At 65.7% G+C, this 17,421-nt stretch carries 18 protein-coding genes; 12 read left to right on the top strand and 6 right to left on the bottom strand.

What is annotated here, in order from left to right; translation table 11 throughout:
• Positions 1 to 805: 805 nt before the first annotated feature.
• Complete coding sequence (locus tag AB7F11_RS14850) at positions 806 to 1,474, bottom strand: DsbA family oxidoreductase (RefSeq protein WP_428291735.1); 669 nt, start codon at positions 1,472 to 1,474, stop codon at positions 806 to 808.
• Between the two features lie 67 nt (positions 1,475 to 1,541).
• Between AB7F11_RS14850 and aroE the strand changes: the two genes are divergently transcribed.
• Entirely contained in the window at positions 1,542 to 2,363 is an 822-nt protein-coding gene (aroE, locus tag AB7F11_RS14845) for a shikimate dehydrogenase (protein ID WP_428299960.1), read from the top strand.
• Positions 2,364 to 2,383: 20 nt separating this feature from the next.
• The gene (gene aroQ / locus AB7F11_RS14840; protein ID WP_428291736.1) at positions 2,384 to 2,863 is read left to right on the top strand and encodes a type II 3-dehydroquinate dehydratase; all 480 of its coding nucleotides are present in this window, start codon (positions 2,384 to 2,386) and stop codon (positions 2,861 to 2,863) included.
• Here aroQ and AB7F11_RS14835 read toward each other — a convergent pair.
• Both AB7F11_RS14835 and aroC read right to left on the bottom strand, forming a co-directional pair.
• On the bottom strand, positions 2,835 to 4,001 hold the full coding sequence (locus tag AB7F11_RS14835) for an MFS transporter (RefSeq protein WP_428291737.1): 1,167 nt from the start codon (positions 3,999 to 4,001) through the stop codon (positions 2,835 to 2,837). The two genes, aroQ and AB7F11_RS14835, sit on opposite strands and share 29 nt — an antisense overlap.
• A 100-nt stretch (positions 4,002 to 4,101) precedes the next feature.
• On the bottom strand, positions 4,102 to 5,202 hold the full coding sequence (gene aroC, locus AB7F11_RS14830; RefSeq protein ID WP_428291738.1) for a chorismate synthase: 1,101 nt from the start codon (positions 5,200 to 5,202) through the stop codon (positions 4,102 to 4,104).
• 166 nt (positions 5,203 to 5,368) lie between these two features.
• Here aroC and AB7F11_RS14825 point away from each other — a divergent pair, with 166 nt between their 5' ends.
• Positions 5,369 to 5,791: a cupin domain-containing protein gene (locus tag AB7F11_RS14825; protein ID WP_428299959.1), complete on the top strand. Its 423-nt coding sequence runs from the start codon at positions 5,369 to 5,371 to the stop codon at positions 5,789 to 5,791.
• 31 nt (positions 5,792 to 5,822) lie between these two features.
• Here AB7F11_RS14825 and AB7F11_RS14820 read toward each other — a convergent pair whose 3' ends face one another.
• A complete protein-coding gene (locus AB7F11_RS14820; protein ID WP_428291180.1) occupies positions 5,823 to 6,479 on the bottom strand; it encodes a glutathione S-transferase in 657 nt (218 codons plus the stop codon).
• 134 nt (positions 6,480 to 6,613) lie between these two features.
• Here AB7F11_RS14820 and AB7F11_RS14815 point away from each other — a divergent pair, with 134 nt between their 5' ends.
• Positions 6,614 to 7,825 carry a polyhydroxyalkanoate depolymerase gene (locus tag AB7F11_RS14815; RefSeq protein ID WP_428291179.1) on the top strand — a complete coding sequence of 404 codons (1,212 nt, stop codon included), beginning with the start codon at positions 6,614 to 6,616 and terminating at the stop codon, positions 7,823 to 7,825.
• 114 nt (positions 7,826 to 7,939) lie between these two features.
• On the opposite strand, the gene AB7F11_RS14810 is transcribed toward AB7F11_RS14815, so the two are convergent.
• Positions 7,940 to 8,407 carry a CBS domain-containing protein gene (locus tag AB7F11_RS14810; protein ID WP_428291178.1) on the bottom strand — a complete coding sequence of 156 codons (468 nt, stop codon included), beginning with the start codon at positions 8,405 to 8,407 and terminating at the stop codon, positions 7,940 to 7,942.
• Between the two features lie 169 nt (positions 8,408 to 8,576).
• Between AB7F11_RS14810 and AB7F11_RS14805 the strand changes: the two genes are divergently transcribed.
• From AB7F11_RS14805 to AB7F11_RS14790, 4 genes are all read left to right on the top strand, one after another.
• The gene (locus AB7F11_RS14805) at positions 8,577 to 9,884 is read left to right on the top strand and encodes an O-acetylhomoserine aminocarboxypropyltransferase (RefSeq protein ID WP_428291177.1); all 1,308 of its coding nucleotides are present in this window, start codon (positions 8,577 to 8,579) and stop codon (positions 9,882 to 9,884) included.
• Between the two features lie 98 nt (positions 9,885 to 9,982).
• Positions 9,983 to 10,801, top strand: coding sequence for an alpha/beta fold hydrolase (locus AB7F11_RS14800; RefSeq protein ID WP_428299958.1), 819 nt, complete (start codon positions 9,983 to 9,985; stop codon positions 10,799 to 10,801).
• Positions 10,802 to 10,937: 136 nt separating this feature from the next.
• A complete protein-coding gene (locus tag AB7F11_RS14795; protein WP_428291175.1) occupies positions 10,938 to 11,084 on the top strand; it encodes a hypothetical protein in 147 nt (48 codons plus the stop codon).
• A gap of 80 nt (positions 11,085 to 11,164) precedes the next feature.
• A complete protein-coding gene (locus AB7F11_RS14790; RefSeq protein WP_428291174.1) occupies positions 11,165 to 12,460 on the top strand; it encodes a cytochrome P450 in 1,296 nt (431 codons plus the stop codon).
• On the opposite strand, the gene AB7F11_RS14785 is transcribed toward AB7F11_RS14790, so the two are convergent.
• Entirely contained in the window at positions 12,446 to 13,678 is a 1,233-nt protein-coding gene (locus AB7F11_RS14785) for a YihY family inner membrane protein (RefSeq protein WP_428291173.1), read from the bottom strand. The two genes, AB7F11_RS14790 and AB7F11_RS14785, sit on opposite strands and share 15 nt — an antisense overlap.
• A gap of 42 nt (positions 13,679 to 13,720) precedes the next feature.
• Between AB7F11_RS14785 and AB7F11_RS14780 the strand changes: the two genes are divergently transcribed.
• Genes AB7F11_RS14780 through AB7F11_RS14765 form a run of 4 tightly spaced genes read left to right on the top strand, consistent with a single transcriptional unit; the run spans position 13,721 to position 17,368 of the window.
• Positions 13,721 to 14,200, top strand: a complete 480-nt coding sequence (locus tag AB7F11_RS14780) for a DUF2069 domain-containing protein (protein WP_428291172.1) — start codon at positions 13,721 to 13,723, stop codon at positions 14,198 to 14,200.
• Positions 14,197 to 15,633, top strand: a complete 1,437-nt coding sequence (locus AB7F11_RS14775; protein WP_428291171.1) for an FAD-binding oxidoreductase — start codon at positions 14,197 to 14,199, stop codon at positions 15,631 to 15,633. Before AB7F11_RS14780 ends, AB7F11_RS14775 begins: the two co-directional genes overlap by 4 nt.
• On the top strand, positions 15,630 to 16,559 hold the full coding sequence (locus tag AB7F11_RS14770; protein WP_428291170.1) for a transglycosylase SLT domain-containing protein: 930 nt from the start codon (positions 15,630 to 15,632) through the stop codon (positions 16,557 to 16,559). The genes AB7F11_RS14775 and AB7F11_RS14770 overlap by 4 nt, the downstream gene beginning before the upstream one ends.
• Complete coding sequence (locus AB7F11_RS14765; RefSeq protein ID WP_428291169.1) at positions 16,556 to 17,368, top strand: thymidylate synthase; 813 nt, start codon at positions 16,556 to 16,558, stop codon at positions 17,366 to 17,368. Before AB7F11_RS14770 ends, AB7F11_RS14765 begins: the two co-directional genes overlap by 4 nt.
• The last annotated feature ends 53 nt before the right edge of the window (positions 17,369 to 17,421 follow it).

Genomic DNA, 17,421 nt, shown 5'->3' with positions numbered 1-17,421 from the left:
CGCCACTCCTCGGCAGATGGCCCCCACCGTTCGGACTGAGCCTGTCGAAGTCCCACACAGCCACGCGTCAACGTTTCGACAAGCTCAACGCGAACGAGGAACCTGGCCTCGCCTCAGGCCTCGTTCGACTCCCCCAACCACCACGCCTCGGCAGATGGCCCCCCACCGTTCGGACTGAGCCTGTCGAAGTCCCACACAGCCACGCGTCAACGTTTCGACAAGCTCAACGCGTACGGGGAATCTGGCCTCGCCTCAGGCCACTTTCGACGCCCTCTATCGCCACGCCTCGGCAGGTTGCCCCCACCGTTCGGACTGAGCCTGTCGAAGTCCCACACAGCCACGCGTCAACGTTTCGACAAGCTCAACGCGAACGGGAAATCTGGCCTCGCGTCAGGCCTCGTCCGACGCCCTCAACCGCCACGGCTCGGTAGATGGCCCCCACCGTTCGGACTGAGCCTGTCGAAGTCCCACACAGCCACGCGTCAACGTTTCGACAAGCTCAACGCGAACGGGGAATCTGGCCTCGCCTCAGGCCACTTTCGACACCCCCAACCACCACGCCTCGGCAGATGGCCCCCACCGTTCGGACTGAGCCTGTCGAAGTCCCACGCAGCCACGCGTCAACGTTTCGACAAGCTCAACGCGAACGGGGAATCTGGTCTCGCCCCAGGCCTATTTTGGTACCCCTAACCGTCACGCCTCGGCAGATGGCCCCCCACCGTTCGGACTGAGCCTGTCGAAGTCCCAGACAGCCACGCGCCAACGTTTCGACAAGCTCAACGCGAACGGGGAATCTGGCCTCGCCTCAGGCCGCTCCCGACGCAATCTGGCGTAACGCCTGGGCGAACACCGCCGCGGGCTGGCCGCCCGAAATCAGGTGGCGGTCGTTGATGATGACCGCAGGCACCGAGTGAATCCCCTGGCTGGTGTAGAACGCCTCGCGCTCGCGCACGGCCTGTGCAAATTCGTCGCTGGCCAGGATGGCCCTGGCGCGCGCTTCGTCCAGGCCGACCTCGCGCACGCTGCCCAGCAGCACATCGTGGTGGCCCATGGCTTCGGAGCGCGTATGGCAGGCCGCCAGCAGGGCCTTCTTCAGCGCTCGCTGCTGGCCCGGCGAGCCCTCTTCACCGGCCCAGTGCAACAAGCGATGGGCGTCGAAGGTGTTCCAGATGCGCCCCCTGCCAGCCGGGTTGAAGGCGAAGCCCACTTCGGCACCGCGCGCTCGGATGGTGTTGCGGATTTGCGCCTGCTGCTCGGCCGTGGAGCCGTATTTTTCCGCCAGATGTTCGCCAATGTCCTGGCCCTCGGGGGCCATGCGGGGGTTGAGCTCAAAGGGCTGGAAATGCAGCTCGGCCGAAACCTCGCCCTGAAGGCCTTGCAGCGCCTCTTCCAGCGCGCCCAGGCCCACAGCGCACCAGGGGCAGGAAACGTCGGACACGAAGTCGATTTTCAAAGGGGTGGGGGTCTTGTTCATGGGCGCCATGGTAGGCCCGAGGCGAAGTCCGCGATCGGGTCAGGGCCTTGCGCGACAATGGCACTCCATGACCGACCGCTACGCTCTCATTGGCCACCCTGTAGGCCACAGCAAATCACCCCTGATCCACGGGCTTTTCGCCCAAGCCACCGGGCAGGACCTGACCTACACCGCCATCGAAGCGCCGCTGGACGGCTTTGCCGACACCCTGGCGGACTTTCGCGCCCACGGAGGGCTGGGCACCAACGTCACCGTGCCCTTCAAGCTGCAGGCCTTCGAGCTGGCCACCGACCCGAGCGAGACCGCGCGCCTGGCCGGCGCAGCCAACACGCTGAAGTTCGAGGGCGACCGCATCCGCGCCGACAACACCGACGGCGTGGGCCTGGTCAACGACCTGCAGCGAAACCTGGGCCACCAGCTGGCTGGCAAGCGCGTGCTCCTGCTGGGAGCAGGTGGCGCCACACGCGGCGCCATTCTGCCGATTGCCGCGCAGCGCCCGGCTGTGCTCGCCGTGGCCAACCGCACGCCCGCCAAAGCGCACGCCCTGCGCAGCGCATTTGCAGACCACACCCCGCTGCAGACCGGGGGGCTGGATGAGCTGCACGGCGAAACTTTCGACGTGATCATCAACGCCACCTCCACCGGACTCACGCAAACCGCCCTGCCCTTGCCTGACAGCATCTTCGCCCCTGGCGCGCTGGCCTATGACATGGTCTACGGTAAAGGGCTCACACCCTTTCTTCGGCAAGCGCGCACTGCGGGCGTCAACACCGTGGCCGACGGCGTGGGCATGCTGGTCGAACAGGCCGCCGAATCCTTCAACTGGTGGCGGGGTGTGCGACCTGACACCCGCCCACTTATCGAACGGCTCACCGTGCCACTGATCTGATTGCCCCTGGAGAGACGCCTATGCCCACCATCCTTCTGCTCAACGGCCCCAACCTCAATCTGCTGGGCACCCGCGAGCCTGCCACCTACGGATTCACCACGCTGGCCGACGTGGAAAACGAGTGCCGTGCCCATGCACTGAAGCTCGGCTTCGAGCTCGAGGCCTTCCAGAGCAACCACGAAGGCGCGCTGATCGACAAGATCCACGAAGCCGGCCGGCGCTACAAAGCTGGTGAATTCACGGGTGTGCTGTTCAACGCAGGGGCCTACACGCACACCTCCGTCGCACTGCACGACGCCATCGCCGGGGTGAAGCCTCTGCCCGTGATCGAGGTGCACATCTCCAACGTACACGCACGCGAGGCGTTCCGCCACCACTCCTACATCTCGCCCGTGGCCGCCGGCATCGTGGTGGGTTTCGGCACCGACGGCTACCTGCTGGGCATCGAGGGCCTGGCGCGCAAGGCTCGCGCTAGCGCGGCTGCAACGCCCAAACCCTGAACGCACACAGCCCCGCCGCCAGCGCACAAGCCCCAGCGAGCCAGAACACGCTGGCCAGGCCCAGCGCGGAGCTGACCACCCCACCCAGCAAGCCGCCCACCACGCCCGGCAGGCCGTAGCCGAGCACGGTGTAAAGCGCCTGCCCGCGCCCTCGAAGGCGGCCGGGGAAATGGCGCGAGATCATGGCGATACAGGCGGTGTGGTGAGCGGCGAAGGTGATGGCGTGCAGCGCCTGCGCCAGCAGCAACAGGGGCCATACCAGCGGCAGGCCGGCCGTGAGCCCCATGCGGATGGCCATGACCGCAGCGGCGAGCACCAGCCAGCCCGGCAGCGACAGCCAGGGCAGCCAGCGGCCCTGCGTGAAGAACCAGCCGATCTCGATCACCACCGACACTGCCCACAGCAACCCGATGGTGCGCTTGCTGTAGCCCAGCGAATCCAGGTAGAGCGAGAAGAAGATGTAAATGGCAATGTGCGCGAGAACATGGAAGAACACCGAGGCGAAGAACCAGCGCACAGCAGGCTCCCGCAGCACGGGCCACACGGCGGGTTGACGCTCGTGTTCAGCGTGAGGCGGCTCGCGGAAATCGGGCAGCAGCCAGGCACTCAGCGCCACGGCCGCGAGCGTGCCCACCGTCCAGGCAGGAAAATCCCGCAAGCCGAAGCGTTCGAACCAGAAGCCGGCGGCCACCACGGTGACGAGAAAACCCAGCGAACCCCAAAGTCGCACCCGGCCGTAGCGTTTCGCATCGAACGTGCCGCCCTGGCTGACGAGGTGCGCCAGGGCGGCCTCGCTCATGGGCATCATGCCGCTGGTGTGGCTGAACATGAGCAGCAGCACCGCAAAGATCACCACGCCACCGCCGTCGAACCACAGGCCGAACGAGAGCAGCAGCGCGGCCGTGGCGCCGAAGCGCAGCAGGCGCACGCGCTCGCCGGTGCGGTCGCTCAGCGAACCCCAGAGGTAGGGCGCAAACAGCCGCGTGGCCGACTGAACGGATGTGAGCACCGCGATGGCAATCAGGCTGAACCCCAGCTCCTTGAGCCACAGCGGCAGGTAGGGGTTGAAAAAACCGATGTGGGCGAAGTAGCTCGCGCTGAGCCAGGAGAACGCGAACAGTTTTTTCCTTTGGCTCACAGGTCTCTCCGTTCGCCCTGAGCCTGGACGGTCCTGAGCTTGTCGATGGATCGAAGGGCTTGCAAGGGCTTGGAGAAGCTCAGCCCGAACGGGTTAGGGATCAGCCGCGTGCCCTGGCCGCAATGTCGAGCGTGGGCAGTTGCACGTCGCCGCACTGCGCGCGGTGGTGCAGCGCGTGGTCCATCACCACCAGGGCCAGCAAGGCCTCGGCGATCGGCGTGGCACGAATGCCCACGCAGGGGTCGTGGCGGCCTTTGGTGATGATTTCTGTGGACTGGCCAGCCGTGTCGATGGTTTCGCGTGGAATCAGGATCGAGCTGGTGGGCTTGATCGCGATGGACACTTCCAGGTCTTGCCCGGTGCTGATGCCGCCGAGCACGCCACCGGCGTTGTTGCCCTTGAACCCTTCGGGCGAGAGGCTGTCGCCGTGTGTGCTGCCGCGCTGCGCGACGCTGGCGAAACCGGCGCCGATCTCCACGCCCTTGACGGCATTGAGACCGAGCATGGCGTAGGCGATGTCAGCGTCCAGCCGGTCGTACAGCGGCTGCCCCAGGCCCACAGGCATGCCCTGCGCAGTGACGCGGATGCGCGCGCCACAGGAGTCGCCGCTCTTGCGCAGATCGCTCATGTAGGTCTCGATGGCAGAGACATCGGCCACGGGCGCGAAGAAGGGGTTGTGGGGCACGTGGTCCCAGTGCTCGAAGGGAATGGCGATCTCACCGATCTGGGCCATGCACCCACGGAAGGTGGTTCCATAGCGCTCCTTGAGCCATTTTTTCGCCACGGCGCCGGCGGCCACGGTGGGCGCCGTGAGGCGTGCGGAACTGCGCCCACCACCCCGCGGATCGCGAATGCCGTATTTCTGCCAGTAGGTGTAGTCGGCGTGACCGGGGCGGAAGCTCTGCAGGATCTGCCCGTAGTCCTTGCTGCGCTGGTCGGTGTTGCGGATCAGCAGGGCGATGGGGGTACCGGTGGTCTTGCCTTCGTACACGCCGCTGAGAATTTCCACCGCGTCGGGTTCGTTGCGCTGGGTGACGAATTTGCTGGTGCCGGGGCGGCGGCGGTCGAGGTCGGCCTGGATGTCGGCCTCGCTCAGTGCCATGCCGGGCGGGCAGCCGTCGATGACGCAGCCGATGGCCGGGCCGTGGGATTCACCGAAGTTGGTGACACAAAACAGGGTGCCGAAAGTGTTGCCGCTCATGCGGCCCGATTATCCCCGAGGCAGCCTGGTGCGCCGATGAGCCAGTCTGGTGCGCTCGTGCGCGCTTTCAGGCCTCCGCCAGGCAAGGGCGTCACGGGAACATTTCGTGCTTTGTGTTGCAGCGCAGCAGTTTGGTTGCTGCGAAGCCCCAGAAAGGAGCGTCTCCATGCTCGATCGAACCTCCACCCTGTTCTCGCACGTCAAAGGAAGCGACGGCGAATACGTGAGCGGTGGCCTGCGCGATTTCTTCCTGTACCGCGACCTCGGCATCGCCTCGGCCACCCACGGCAAGGTGATTGCCCACCTGGTCAAGGCCAATCTGCCGCCCGAGGAGGGCACGGGCTGGCACCGCCATGAAGCGGATTTCCAGATCGTGATCATGCTCAAGGGATGGGCGAGGTTCATGTACGAGGACCAGGTGACGCTCGTGGAAGCGGGCGACTGTGTGCACCAGCGCCCGGGCATCCGCCACTTCCTGTTCGACTACTCACCCGACATGGAGTACCTGGAGATCGTTTCTCCCGCGGACTTCAAGACGGTGGACGTGGAACCGGTTTGCGAAATTCCCAAGCCAACGCCCTGGGTCTAGGAGTCTGCGCGGCAGAACGCCGGCGGCGGCGCTAGAACTCGGCGTCCAACTCGTCGATGTCGTCGGGCTCCAGCTCGGCAGCCGCCACCCACTCCTTCATCGCCGGCAGGGCCATGATGGTGTCGCAATACGCCACACAGGCCTCGGCGATCTCCACCTCGTAGGTGATGAAACGGGTCACCACCGGCGCGAACATGGCGTCGGCGATGCAGGGCTTTTCACCGAAGAGGTACGGCCCACCATAGGTGTCCAGGCATTCGGTCCAGATCGCCTCGATGCGGTCAATGTCTGTCCGAGCGCGAGACCACAGCTTGAAGCCCGGAAACGACGCCTTGATGTTCATTGGCAGCGACGAGCGCATCGCCGAGAAGCCCGAGTGCATTTCGCCGCAGATCGCACGGCAATGGGCACGAGCGGCACGGTCGGCCGGCAGCAGCCCCGCCTTGGGCTTGATTTCATTGAGGTATTCGCCAATCGCCAGCGTGTCCCACACATGGATGCCGTCGTGTTCCAGCGCGGGCACGCGCATGGACGCCGAGAGCAGCAGCATCTCCGCCTTCATCGCCGGATCGTCCGGCGAAATCACCTTCTCGGTGAAATCCAGCTTGGCCAGGCGCGCCATCAGCCAGCCTCGCAAGGCCCAGGCACCGTAGTTCTTGCTGCTGATCGTGAGTACCGCTTTGGCCATGGAACGCTCCTCTTGGGCACCAGGAAGAGCAAGGGCTGTGCCACCTCGGTGCCTCTCACATGCACCGCCTCGGTGCGGCGCAGGGGTGGCCCGCAACTTGCCTGCAACACGGTACGTTCCCCCAGGAAAGCACCATGATGTATCAGGCCTACCAGCTCCAGTCCGACCTGATCTCCCCACTGCGCCTCACGGCCCAGCACCTGAGCGCCTCCCTCTGGCTCAAGGAAACCGAAGGCTCCCTGTTGCGCAAGGTGGCAGCGGCCTGCGACGTCATATCCCGAATGCGCCTCACGCACTCGCGCCCGCCCTACAAGATCGACCAGATTTCGGCCGGCGAGCGTGCATACGCCGTGACCGAAGAAACCGTGCTCACCCTGCCCTTCGGCACCCTGCTGCGATTTCGGAAGGAGGGCGCCGAGCCACAGCCCAAGGTGCTGCTGGTGGCGCCGCTCTCGGGCCACTTCGCCACCCTGCTGCGCGAAACCGCGCGCACCCTGCTGCAGGACCACGACGTCTACATCACCGACTGGCACAACGCGCGCGACGTGTCGCTGCGCCACGGCGGCTTCTCGCTGGACGACTACATCACCTACATGATCCGCTTCACCGAGGCTGTGGGTCCCGGCAGCCATATGGTGGCGGTGTGTCAGCCTTGTGTGGCCGCGCTGGCCGCCACGGCGATCATGGCCGAAGACGACAACCCGGCGCAGCCGCGCAGCCTCACCCTCATGGCCGGCCCGGTGGATTGCCGCGTCAACCCCACCGAAGTGAATCGCCTTGCCACCAGCAAACCCATTGAATGGTTCGAGAAGAACCTCATCAGCCACGTGCCGTTTCCGCATGCCGGTGTCATGCGCCGCGTGTACCCCGGTTTTGTGCAGCTCACCGCCTTCATGAGCATGAACCCGGACCGCCACAAGCAATCGTTTCGCAACATCTACGACCACCTGCTGGCCGGCCGCACCGAAGAAGCCGGCGTGATCCAGGAGTTCTACGAGGAATATCTCGCGGTCAACGACCTGCCGGCAGAGTTCTACCTGGAAACCGTGGCGAAGGTGTTCCAGACCTACGACCTGCCGCGCGGCGTGCTCACCTGGAATGGCCGCACCGTGAATCCGGCTGCCATTCGGCGCACCGCCCTCATGACGGTGGAAGGCGAGCGCGACGACATCTGCTCCATTGGCCAGACCGTGGCTGCGCAGGACCTTTGCAGCAACGTGCGCCCCTACATGAAGACCCACCACGTCCAGACCGGCGTGGGCCACTACGGCGTGTTCAGCGGCCGGCGCTGGAACCAGCAGATCTATCCGCGTGTGCGGGAAATGATCTACGCCAGTTCGGAGTAACCCACCGCGGCGCTTCTCGCCATCCCCCTTTCAAAGGGGGGCATCACCAGCGGCCAGCCATGAGCTTGTCGAAGGGCGGTTCCGCGGTGTTTGCGGAAGGTCATGCGTTGGCGTTCACAGTCCCGGGGTCGAGGGCTGGGCGTCGTTCTCGGCTGGCCAGTCGCGGATGTAGGCCTTGAGCATCTGGTTCTCGAAGTTCTGGCTGTCCACAACCGCCTTGGCCACGTCGTAGAAGCTGATCACGCCCATCAGCATCTTGGCGTCCATCACGGGCATGTAGCGCGTGTGCCGCTCCAGCATCATCGGCCGCACCTGGTCGAGCTCGGTTTCTGGCGTGCAGCTCATCGGGTGGTCGTCCATCACCGTGCGCACGGTCTTGCCGCCCAGTGTGCCGCCGTTCTTTGCCAGCGTGTGGATCACTTCGCGGAAGGTCAGCATGCCTACCAGGTCACCGTGGTCCATCACGGCCAACGAACCGATGTCGAACTGCGACATGGTCTCGATCGCACGCTCCAGGGATTCTTCGGGCTGGATGGTGTAGAGCGTTCCGCCCTTGACGCGCAGGATATCGCTGACTTTCATGGCTGTTCTCCTCGGCTGATCTTCAACTGGACGTGTCTCCAGCAAGGCTGGCGTTCGTGCAATATAGCCCACAATCCACGAATTCCCCACGCCCACGAGGGGGCCAACCCGCCTTGGGGCGGCCCGGCGGCGGGCGGTACTCGCATCCATCGCACAGGAGACATTTCCCATGCCCGGTTATTCAGATCCCGGCTTCGACACCCTCGCGCTGCACGCCGGCGCCGCCCCCGATCCCGCCACTGGCGCACGGGCGGTGCCGATCCACCTCACCACCTCGTTCGTCTTCGAGTCCAGCGACCACGCCGCTGCCCTCTTCAACCTGGAACGCGCAGGCCACGTCTACAGCCGCATCAGCAACCCGACCAACGCGGTCTTCGAGCAGCGCATGGCAGCGCTCGAAGGCGGCATTGGAGCGATCGCCACCGCCAGCGGACAGGCTGCGCTGCACCTGGCCGTGGCCACGCTCATGGGTGCGGGGTCGCACATGGTGGCCAGCACCGCGCTCTACGGCGGCAGCCAGAACCTGCTGCACTACACCCTGCGCCGCTTCGGCATCGAGACCACCTTCGTCAAGCCCGGGGATATCGACGGCTGGCGGGCCGCCGTGCGGCCGAACACCAGGCTCTTTTTCGGCGAAACCGTGGGCAACCCGGGCCTGGACGTGCTCGACATCCCCACCGTCTCGCAAATCGCCCACGAGGCCGGCGTGCCCCTGCTGGTGGACTCGACCCTGACCACGCCCTACCTCATCCAGCCGTTCACTTTGGGCGCCGACATCGTCTACCACTCGGCCACCAAGTTCCTGAGCGGCCACGGCACCGTGATCGGTGGCGTGGTGGTCGACGCAGGCAGCTTCGACTGGGAAAAATCCGGCCGCTTCCCCGAACTCACTGAAGCCTACGAAGGCTTCCACAACATGGTGTTCACCGAGGAAAGCACGGTGGGCGCATTCCTTCTGCGTGCGCGCCGCGAAGGCCTGCGCGATTTCGGCGCCTGCATGAGCCCGCACAGCGCCTGGCTGATCCTGCAGGGCATCGAGACACTTTCACTGCGCATGGACCGCCACATGTCCAACACCGAGAAGGTGGTGCAATTCCTCGCCAGCCACCCGCTGGTGGGCCGTGTGGGCCATCCGCTGCTGGAGACCCACCCGAGCCATGCGTTGGCCGGCAAGTTGCTGCGTTTCGGCGCCAAGGGCGCGGGCTCGGTGTTCAGCTTCGACATCCAGGGTTCGCGCGAGCAAGGCAAGGCCTTCATCGAGGCGCTCAAACTCTTCAGTCACCTGGCCAACGTGGGCGACTGCCGCTCACTGGTGATCCACCCCGCCAGCACCACGCACTTTCGCATGAGCGACGAGGCGCTGGCCGCCGGTGGCATTGGCCCGGGCACGATCCGCCTGTCGATCGGCCTGGAAGACCCGGACGACCTGATCGACGACCTCAAGCGCGCGCTGAAGGCTGCAGAAAAAGCCAACTGAAAATTTCTCCGTTCGGGCTGAGCCTGTCGAAGCCCTCGCCCACACCTCGGCGAATCCTTCGACAAGCTCAGGGCGAACGCAGATGCATGGAGAAAAAAATGGAAATCCTCGTCAACGGCGCCAAAACCTATTGCTACACAGGCGGCAAACCCTTCGATGCAGCCAAGCCCACCGTGGTGTTCATCCACGGCGTGGTGTACGACCACAGCGTGTGGACCCTGCAAAGCCGCTACCTGGCCCACCACGGCTGGAACGTGCTTGCTGTGGACCTGCCCGGTCATTGCAGGAGCGAAGGCGAAGCCCCGGCCACCGTCGAAGCGGGCGCCGATTTCATCGTCGCACTGCTTGACGCCGTCAAGGTGCAGAAAGCAGCGCTGGTGGGCCATAGCTGGGGTTCGCTCATTGCACTGGAGGCCGCAGCGCGGCTGCGCGAGCGCGTGAGCCACCTGGCTCTGGTGGGCACGGCATTTCCCATGAAGGTCTCGCCTGCGCTGATCGACGCCGCGCTCAACGACACCGAGAAAGGCTTGAAGCTGATCAACGTGTTTTCGCGCAGCACGCTGGCTGCGCCGCCCTCCGCACACGGTCCTGGCACCTGGGTGTACGGCTCCAGCCTGGCGCTGAACCGCCGAGTGATCCGAAGCAATGCGAAGGTGAACGTTTTCCACCGCGGTTTCGTGGCCTGCGACAGCTACGCGGGCGGCGACGCAGCCATCCGCGCCATCACCTGTCCGGTGTTGTTCCTGCTGGGGGCGCAAGATCAGATGACGCAACCCAAGGCCGCGCAGGCCCTGGTGCTGGCCGCACGCGACGCGGGCAAGACGGTGAGCACCGCGAGCCTGCCGGTCGGGCACCACCAGATGACGGAAACCCCTGAAGCCACGCTGCAGGCGATTCGCGATTTCCTGCGCCGCTGAGGACGCGCAGCCCGCCTACTTTCTGCACTGAAGCTGCTGCGCGTCCTGGTTGGTGCCCACGGGCACGACGATGACGCAAGAGAGGGCTCCGCATACGCAATGCACCAGGCGGGAGCCCCCGCTGCCCAGAACCGACGTGGGTGCCGAACACTGGCAGGCCGGCACGGCCATGACGTTCTGCGCCTGCGCGGGTGAAGGCCGGAGCAGCAAGCCACCGGTGAGCAACATCAACAAAAGCAATGCGCTCGCCGCAGAGAGCAAGATGGTGCTGGAAAGACGATGAACCATGATGAGAACCCCCTTTGAAGCGTTGGACCGATGCCCGCAACATGCTACGCCGGCGCCTGACACAATGCCAGCACCATGATCGAGTCCATCACCCCGGCCATGAGCCGCGAGCGCGCGGTGGAGATCGCGCGGAATTTCGACCTGCGCGCCCTGACGCCGGACTTCCTCGCCAACCCCTACCCGGTCTACGCCGAGCTGCGGGAAAGCGAGCCCGTGCGCCGAATGCCCGACGGCTCGGTGTTCCTGACACGCTGCGCCGACCTCATGACGGTCTACCGTGATGCGCAGAACTTCAGCTCGGACAAGCACGTCGAATTCGCGCCCAAGTACGGCGCGGACTCGCCGCTGTTCGAGCACCACACCACCAGCCTCGTGTTCAACGACCCACCCCTGCACACACGGGTGCGCCGACTCATCATGGGAGCACTCACGCGGCGCGCCATCGCGGGTATGGAGCCAGGGCTCATCTCGCTGGTCGACGGCCTGCTCGACGAGCTGCAGGCCCGGGGTGGCGGCGACCTGATCGAAGACTTCGCCTCGGCGATACCCGTGGAGATCATCGGCAACCTGCTGGACATTCCCCACGCCGACCGGGGACCTTTGCGCGCCTGGTCGCTCGCCATCCTGGGGGCGCTCGAGCCCACGCTGACCCCCGCGCAGCAGGCTCTGGGCAACCAGAGTGTCACCGACATGCTGGCCTACCTGCGAACCCTGGTGGCCGCACGTCGCCGGCAACCGGGGGACCCCGAGCGCGACGTGCTCACGCGCCTGATCCAGGGTGAGTCTGACGGTGAGCAGTTGAGCGAAGTGGAACTGCTGCAGAACTGCATCTTCCTGCTCAATGCCGGACACGAGACCACCACCAACCTGATCGGCAACGGCCTCATCGCGTTGCAGGAACACCCGCAAGCCCAGGCCTGGCTGCTGCAGGCGCTGGCGCAGGCGCACGGTGACGAAGCGGCGCAGGAGACAGTGCTCAGCCGTGCGGTGGATGAATTCCTGCGCTTCGAGTCGTCCAACCAGCTCGGCAACCGCCGCGCGCTGCGCGACACACAGGTGGGCGGCGTGGCATTGCCCGCCGGCACGCTGGTGACGCTGTGCATCGGCGCGGCCAACCGCGATCCCGCGCAGTTCGAGCACCCGGAGGTGCTGGACCTCGCACGCGAGGGCAACAAGCACCTGGCATTCGGTTTCGGCATCCACCAGTGTGCCGGCCTGAGCCTGGCCCGGCTGGAAGGCCGCATCGCCATCGGACGCTTTTTGCAGCGCTTTCCGGGCTACCGCCTGACCCAGCCACCGGTGCGCGGCGGACGCGCCCGCTTTCGGGGCTTCCTGCACGCACCCTTCAGCGTCGGTTCAACGCTTTCCTAAGGCCTGATGCAGCGTCATGCGCGCCCAGTGGCTTTCGAACCAGAATTGCTCGGTGTGCGGCTGCAGGACCAGCAACAGGCGCTCGACCAGAGGCGCCATGGGCGTGACCGTCGGATCGACCAGCAGCACGTAGCGCTCGGCGTCCTCGTCGAGCCGGCCCAGCCAGTCCAGCGCCACCAGCACGGCAACCGGCTCCTCCAGTTGCAGCGAGTCCACCCGCAGCAACTGGGCCAGTGACTGCAGGCTGAGGCCCTTGGGATCGCCATCTCGCGCCGCGTGCAACTGGTAGAGCAGCTCCAGCGCCAGCTGGAAACTCCAGCCTGGCGTATCCCCGCGCCGCGCGATCCCCGAGAGCAGGCTGGGCAGGTAGGCCGCCACCACGGCACCCAGCAGCACAATGACCCAGGCCACGTAGAACCACACCAGCAGGATCGGCACGGTGGCAAAAGTGCCGTAGACCACCGAATAGGTGGGTACCTGGGCGAGGTACCAGGCCAGCAGCTTCTTGGCCACTTCGAGTCCCGCAGCGACAAACAGGGCGCCGACCAAGGCATGGCTCCAACGCACCCGGGTGTTGGGCACGTAACGGTACAGCGCTGCAATGCCAAAGGTGACGATCGCCAACTGCACGGATTCGAGCAGCAGGCGCACCCCACCCGGCATGGAGGAGACCACCCCGCGTGAAGCGCCCACCACATAGGAGGTGACGGTCAGGCTGCCGGCCAGCAACAGCGGCCCCAATGTGAGCACCGCCCAATACACCAGGATGCGCTGGGTCAGCGGGCGTGATTGCCGCACGCGCCAGATGTCATTGAGCTTGCGGTCGATGGTGAGGATCAGCGCCAGCGCCGTCACCAGCAGCACCAGTGCGCCGGCCCAGCCCATCTGCCCGGCCTTGCTGGCGAACTGGTTGAGGTAGCTCAGCACCTGCTTGGCGATGTCGGGCGGCACCAGGCTCTGCACCAGCCAGCGCTGCAGCGTGACCTGCAGCCGCTCGAACATCGGAAAAGCGCTGAAGATCGCCAGCGCCACGGTGAACAGCGGCACCAGCGAGATGGTGGTGGTGAAAGTGAGGCTGCTGGCGGTGATGCCCAGCCGGTCTTCGCGGAAGCGCTCGCGCAGCGTGATGGCCGTGTTCGCCCACGGGAAATTGAGTGCGTCGCGCCACAGTGCGCGCACCAGGGTCTCAATGGAGCGAAGGCGCTCGGTCAGGGTCATCCCGGTATCATGCCACCTGCCTTTAGCCTGCCCTGTCCTGCCATGCCCCCGCTCAACGCTCCCCCCACCCCTTCGCCCTCTCCCGTACCGCCGGTGGCAGCTGCGGCGGTGCGCTTCACGCGCTGGCTGGCTGTGGGCAGTCTGCTCGGCCTGATCGTGCTGGGCCTGGCCTGGGAACTCTGGCTGGCGCCGCTGCGCGATGGCGGTTCGTGGTGGGCGTTGAAGGTGCTGCCGCTCGCGGTGCCGCTTGCCGGCCTGCTCAAGAACCGCATGTACACCTACCGCTGGGTGAGCCTGCTGGTGTGGCTGTATTTCACCGAAGGCGCGGTGCGTGCCACCAGCGAATCCGGGCTTTCGGCACTGCTGGCGCTGCTGCAGGTGTTGCTGTGCGTTTCGCTGTTCATCGCCTGCGCGCTGCACGTGCGCATGCGCCTGCGTGCGGCCGGCAAGGAAGCCGTGGCGGCCGACGTGGCCAGCGCCACCGCAGCCGCACAGGCGTCGCCTTCCTCCACCGCGCCATGAACGAACGCCTGTCGTCGCTGCTGACCGCGCTGCGCCAGGCGGTGGGAGTGGCGCAGGTGCTCACCCACGAAGACCCCGACACCGATCTGAGCGCCTGGGAACAAGACTGGCGCCGCCGCGCCCGGGGCCGGGCACTGGCGGTGGTGCGCCCCGGCAGCACGGCCGAGGTGGCCGAGGTGGTGCGGGCGTGCGCGGCCGCCGGTACCTCGATCGTGCCGCAGGGCGGCAACACGGGCCTCGTGGTGGGTTCCGTGCCCGACGACAGCGGCACGCAGGTGGTGCTCAGTCTCACGCGCCTGAACGCCGTGCGCAGCCTGGACGCAGACAACCTCACCCTGACGGTGGAAGCCGGCTGCGTGTTGCAGAACTTGCAGGAGCATGCGCGCGAGGCCGGCTTCCTGCTGCCGCTGAGCCTGGCGGCAGAAGGCAGTTGCACCATCGGTGGCAACCTCGCCACCAACGCCGGCGGAACCCAGGTGCTTCGCTATGGCAATGCGCGCGACCTCTGCCTGGGGCTGGAAGTGGTCACCGCGCAGGGCGAGGTCTGGCAAGGTCTGAGCGGCCTGCGCAAAGACAACACCGGCTACGACCTGCGCGATCTGTTCATCGGCAGCGAGGGCACGCTGGGCGTGATCACCGCTGCCACGCTCAAGCTCTACCCGCTGCCCGCCGCACAACTCACGGCCTGGGCTGCCGTGCCCAGCCTGGACGCAGCGGTTGCGCTGCTCGGCCTGGCTCACAAGCAACTGGGCGCAGGGCTCACCGGATTCGAGGTGATGAGCCAGTTCGCGCTGAGCCTGGTGGACAAGCACTTCCCCGACCTGCGCACACCACTCTGGCGGGACAGTCCCTACTGTGTTCTGCTGGAAAACAGCGACAGCGAATCGGAAATGCACGCGCGCGAGCAATTCGAGCGGCTGCTGGAAACGGCTCTCAATCAAGGCACTTTGAGCGACGCGGTGGTGGCCGAAAACCTCTCCCAGGCCCAAGGCCTCTGGCACATCCGGGAAAGCATCCCGATGGCTCAGGCCGAAGAGGGCCTGAACATCAAGCACGACATCAGCATCCCGGTCTCGGCCATTCCCGCTTTCTGCGCCGAAACCGAGGCGCTGCTGCAGCGCCAGGTCCCCGGTGTGCGGCTGGTGAATTTTGGCCACCTGGGCGACGGCAATCTGCATTTCAACGTGCAGGCCCCCGAGGGCCAAGATGCCAAAAAATTCCTGGCCGAGCAGGAAACGCGTGTGAACACGCTGGTGTTCGATGCGGTGGCGCGCTACGATGGATCAATCAGCGCCGAGCACGGTGTGGGCAGCCTCAAGGCGGGGCACCTGCCGCATTACAAGGACCCGGTCGCTCTGGGGCTCATGCGGGCCATCAAGCAGGCGCTGGATCCGCACCAACGCATGAACCCCGGCCGTATTCTCACGCCATGACATCCAGGCCCCTGCTCCTCTTTCTGCTGGTGCTCTTGCTGAGTGCCACTGGCCTCGCGCACGCAGCCGATGCGGTGCAACGCCAGGCCTGGCGCGAGCAGGCACAGGCGCTGGAGCATGGCGAAGGCGTCAAGCGAGACATCGAAGCTGCGATTCGCCTGTATTGCCAGGCGGCGCTGGCCGGCGATGCCATCTCGGCCCACAACCTGGGCTGGCTCTATGCCAATGGCCGTGGCACGCCGCGCAACGACGGCTACGCCTCGCACTGGTTTGCCCGCGCCGCCCTGCTCGGCGACACCCATGCAGAAGCGCTGTTCAAGCGGTTGAACGCACCGGCCGACACACCCGAATGCGTACAGCAAGCCGAGCGCGCTGAGCAGTTGAAGGTGGAGCAGGCCCAGCGCGAGGCGCGGCAAGCCGCCGAGATGGCGGCCATCACCACGCGTTACCGCGAACTGGTGAACACCCCCGAGAAGCAGCGCATCATGAAGATCGTGTACAAGCTTGCGCCGCAATTCGGCATCCAGCCGGGCCTGGCTTTCGCGGTGATCCGCGCCGAGTCCAACTTTGATGTCAACGCGCTGTCCGACAAGAACGCCCAGGGCCTGATGCAGCTCATCCCCGAAACCGCCGCCCGCTTTCGCGTGCGCAAACCTTTCGACGCCGAGCAGAACATACGCGGTGGCCTGTCGTACCTGCAATGGTTGCTGGCCTACTTCCAGGGCAATGTGCCGCTCGTGCTGGCGGCCTACAACGCGGGCGAAGGCGCCGTGGAGCGCTTTCGCGGCGTGCCGCCCTATCCGGAAACCCAGGGCTACATCCGCCGCATCCAGGAAGTGTTCGCGCTGCAGCATCATCCCTTTGACGAGCGCGTGACCGCGCCTTCGCCCGTCCTGCCGGGCATCCAGACCAGCCTACGACCATGAGCCAGCGACCCATCCGTTCCCAATACGAAGACTTCATGCGCCACGTGTTCACGCACGGCGTGGAGAAGACCGATCGCACCGGTACCGGCACCACCAGCGTGTTCGGCCACCAGATGCGATTCGACCTGAATGAAGGCTTCCCGCTCGTGACCACCAAGAAAGTGTTCACCAAGGCCATCATCGTGGAACTGCTGTGGTTCCTGCGCGGCGACTCCAACGTGAAATGGCTGCAGGAACGCGGCTGCACCATCTGGGACGAATGGGCTCGAGCCGACGGCGACCTGGGCCCGGTGTACGGCGTGCAATGGCGCAGCTGGCCCACACCCGATGGCGGCCACATCGACCAGATCGCCGAGGTGGTCAAGCAACTCAAGACCAACCCGGATTCACGCCGCATCATCGTGAGCGCCTGGAACGTGGCCGACCTGAACAAGATGGCGCTCATGCCCTGTCATGCGTTCTTCCAGTTCTACGTGGCCGACGGCAAGCTCAGTTGCCAGCTCTATCAGCGCAGCGCCGACATCTTTCTCGGCGTGCCCTTCAACATTGCCAGCTACGCGCTGCTCACCCACATGCTGGCGCAGCAATGCGACCTGGAGGTGGGCGAGTTCATCTGGACGGGCGGCGACTGCCACATCTACAGCAACCACCAGGAGCAGGTGGCTCTGCAGCTCTCGCGCACCCCCCATTCCTACCCCACGCTGCGCATCAAGCGCCGCCCGCCGTCGATCTTCGACTACGAGGTCGACGATTTCGAGATCCTGGACTACCAGCATCACCCGGTGATCAAGGCGCCGGTGGCGGTTTGATCGCCGCCCCGGCCCGACCCATGCCAGCTCCCGCCGGAAGCGACGCCGAGGGC

This window comes from Hydrogenophaga sp., from assembly GCF_050250835.1.
In the GTDB taxonomy this organism is placed as follows: domain Bacteria; phylum Pseudomonadota; class Gammaproteobacteria; order Burkholderiales; family Burkholderiaceae_C; genus Hydrogenophaga.
The sequence above is the reverse complement of the archived record's forward strand: the minus strand, read 5'-3'. Positions and strand labels throughout refer to the sequence as shown.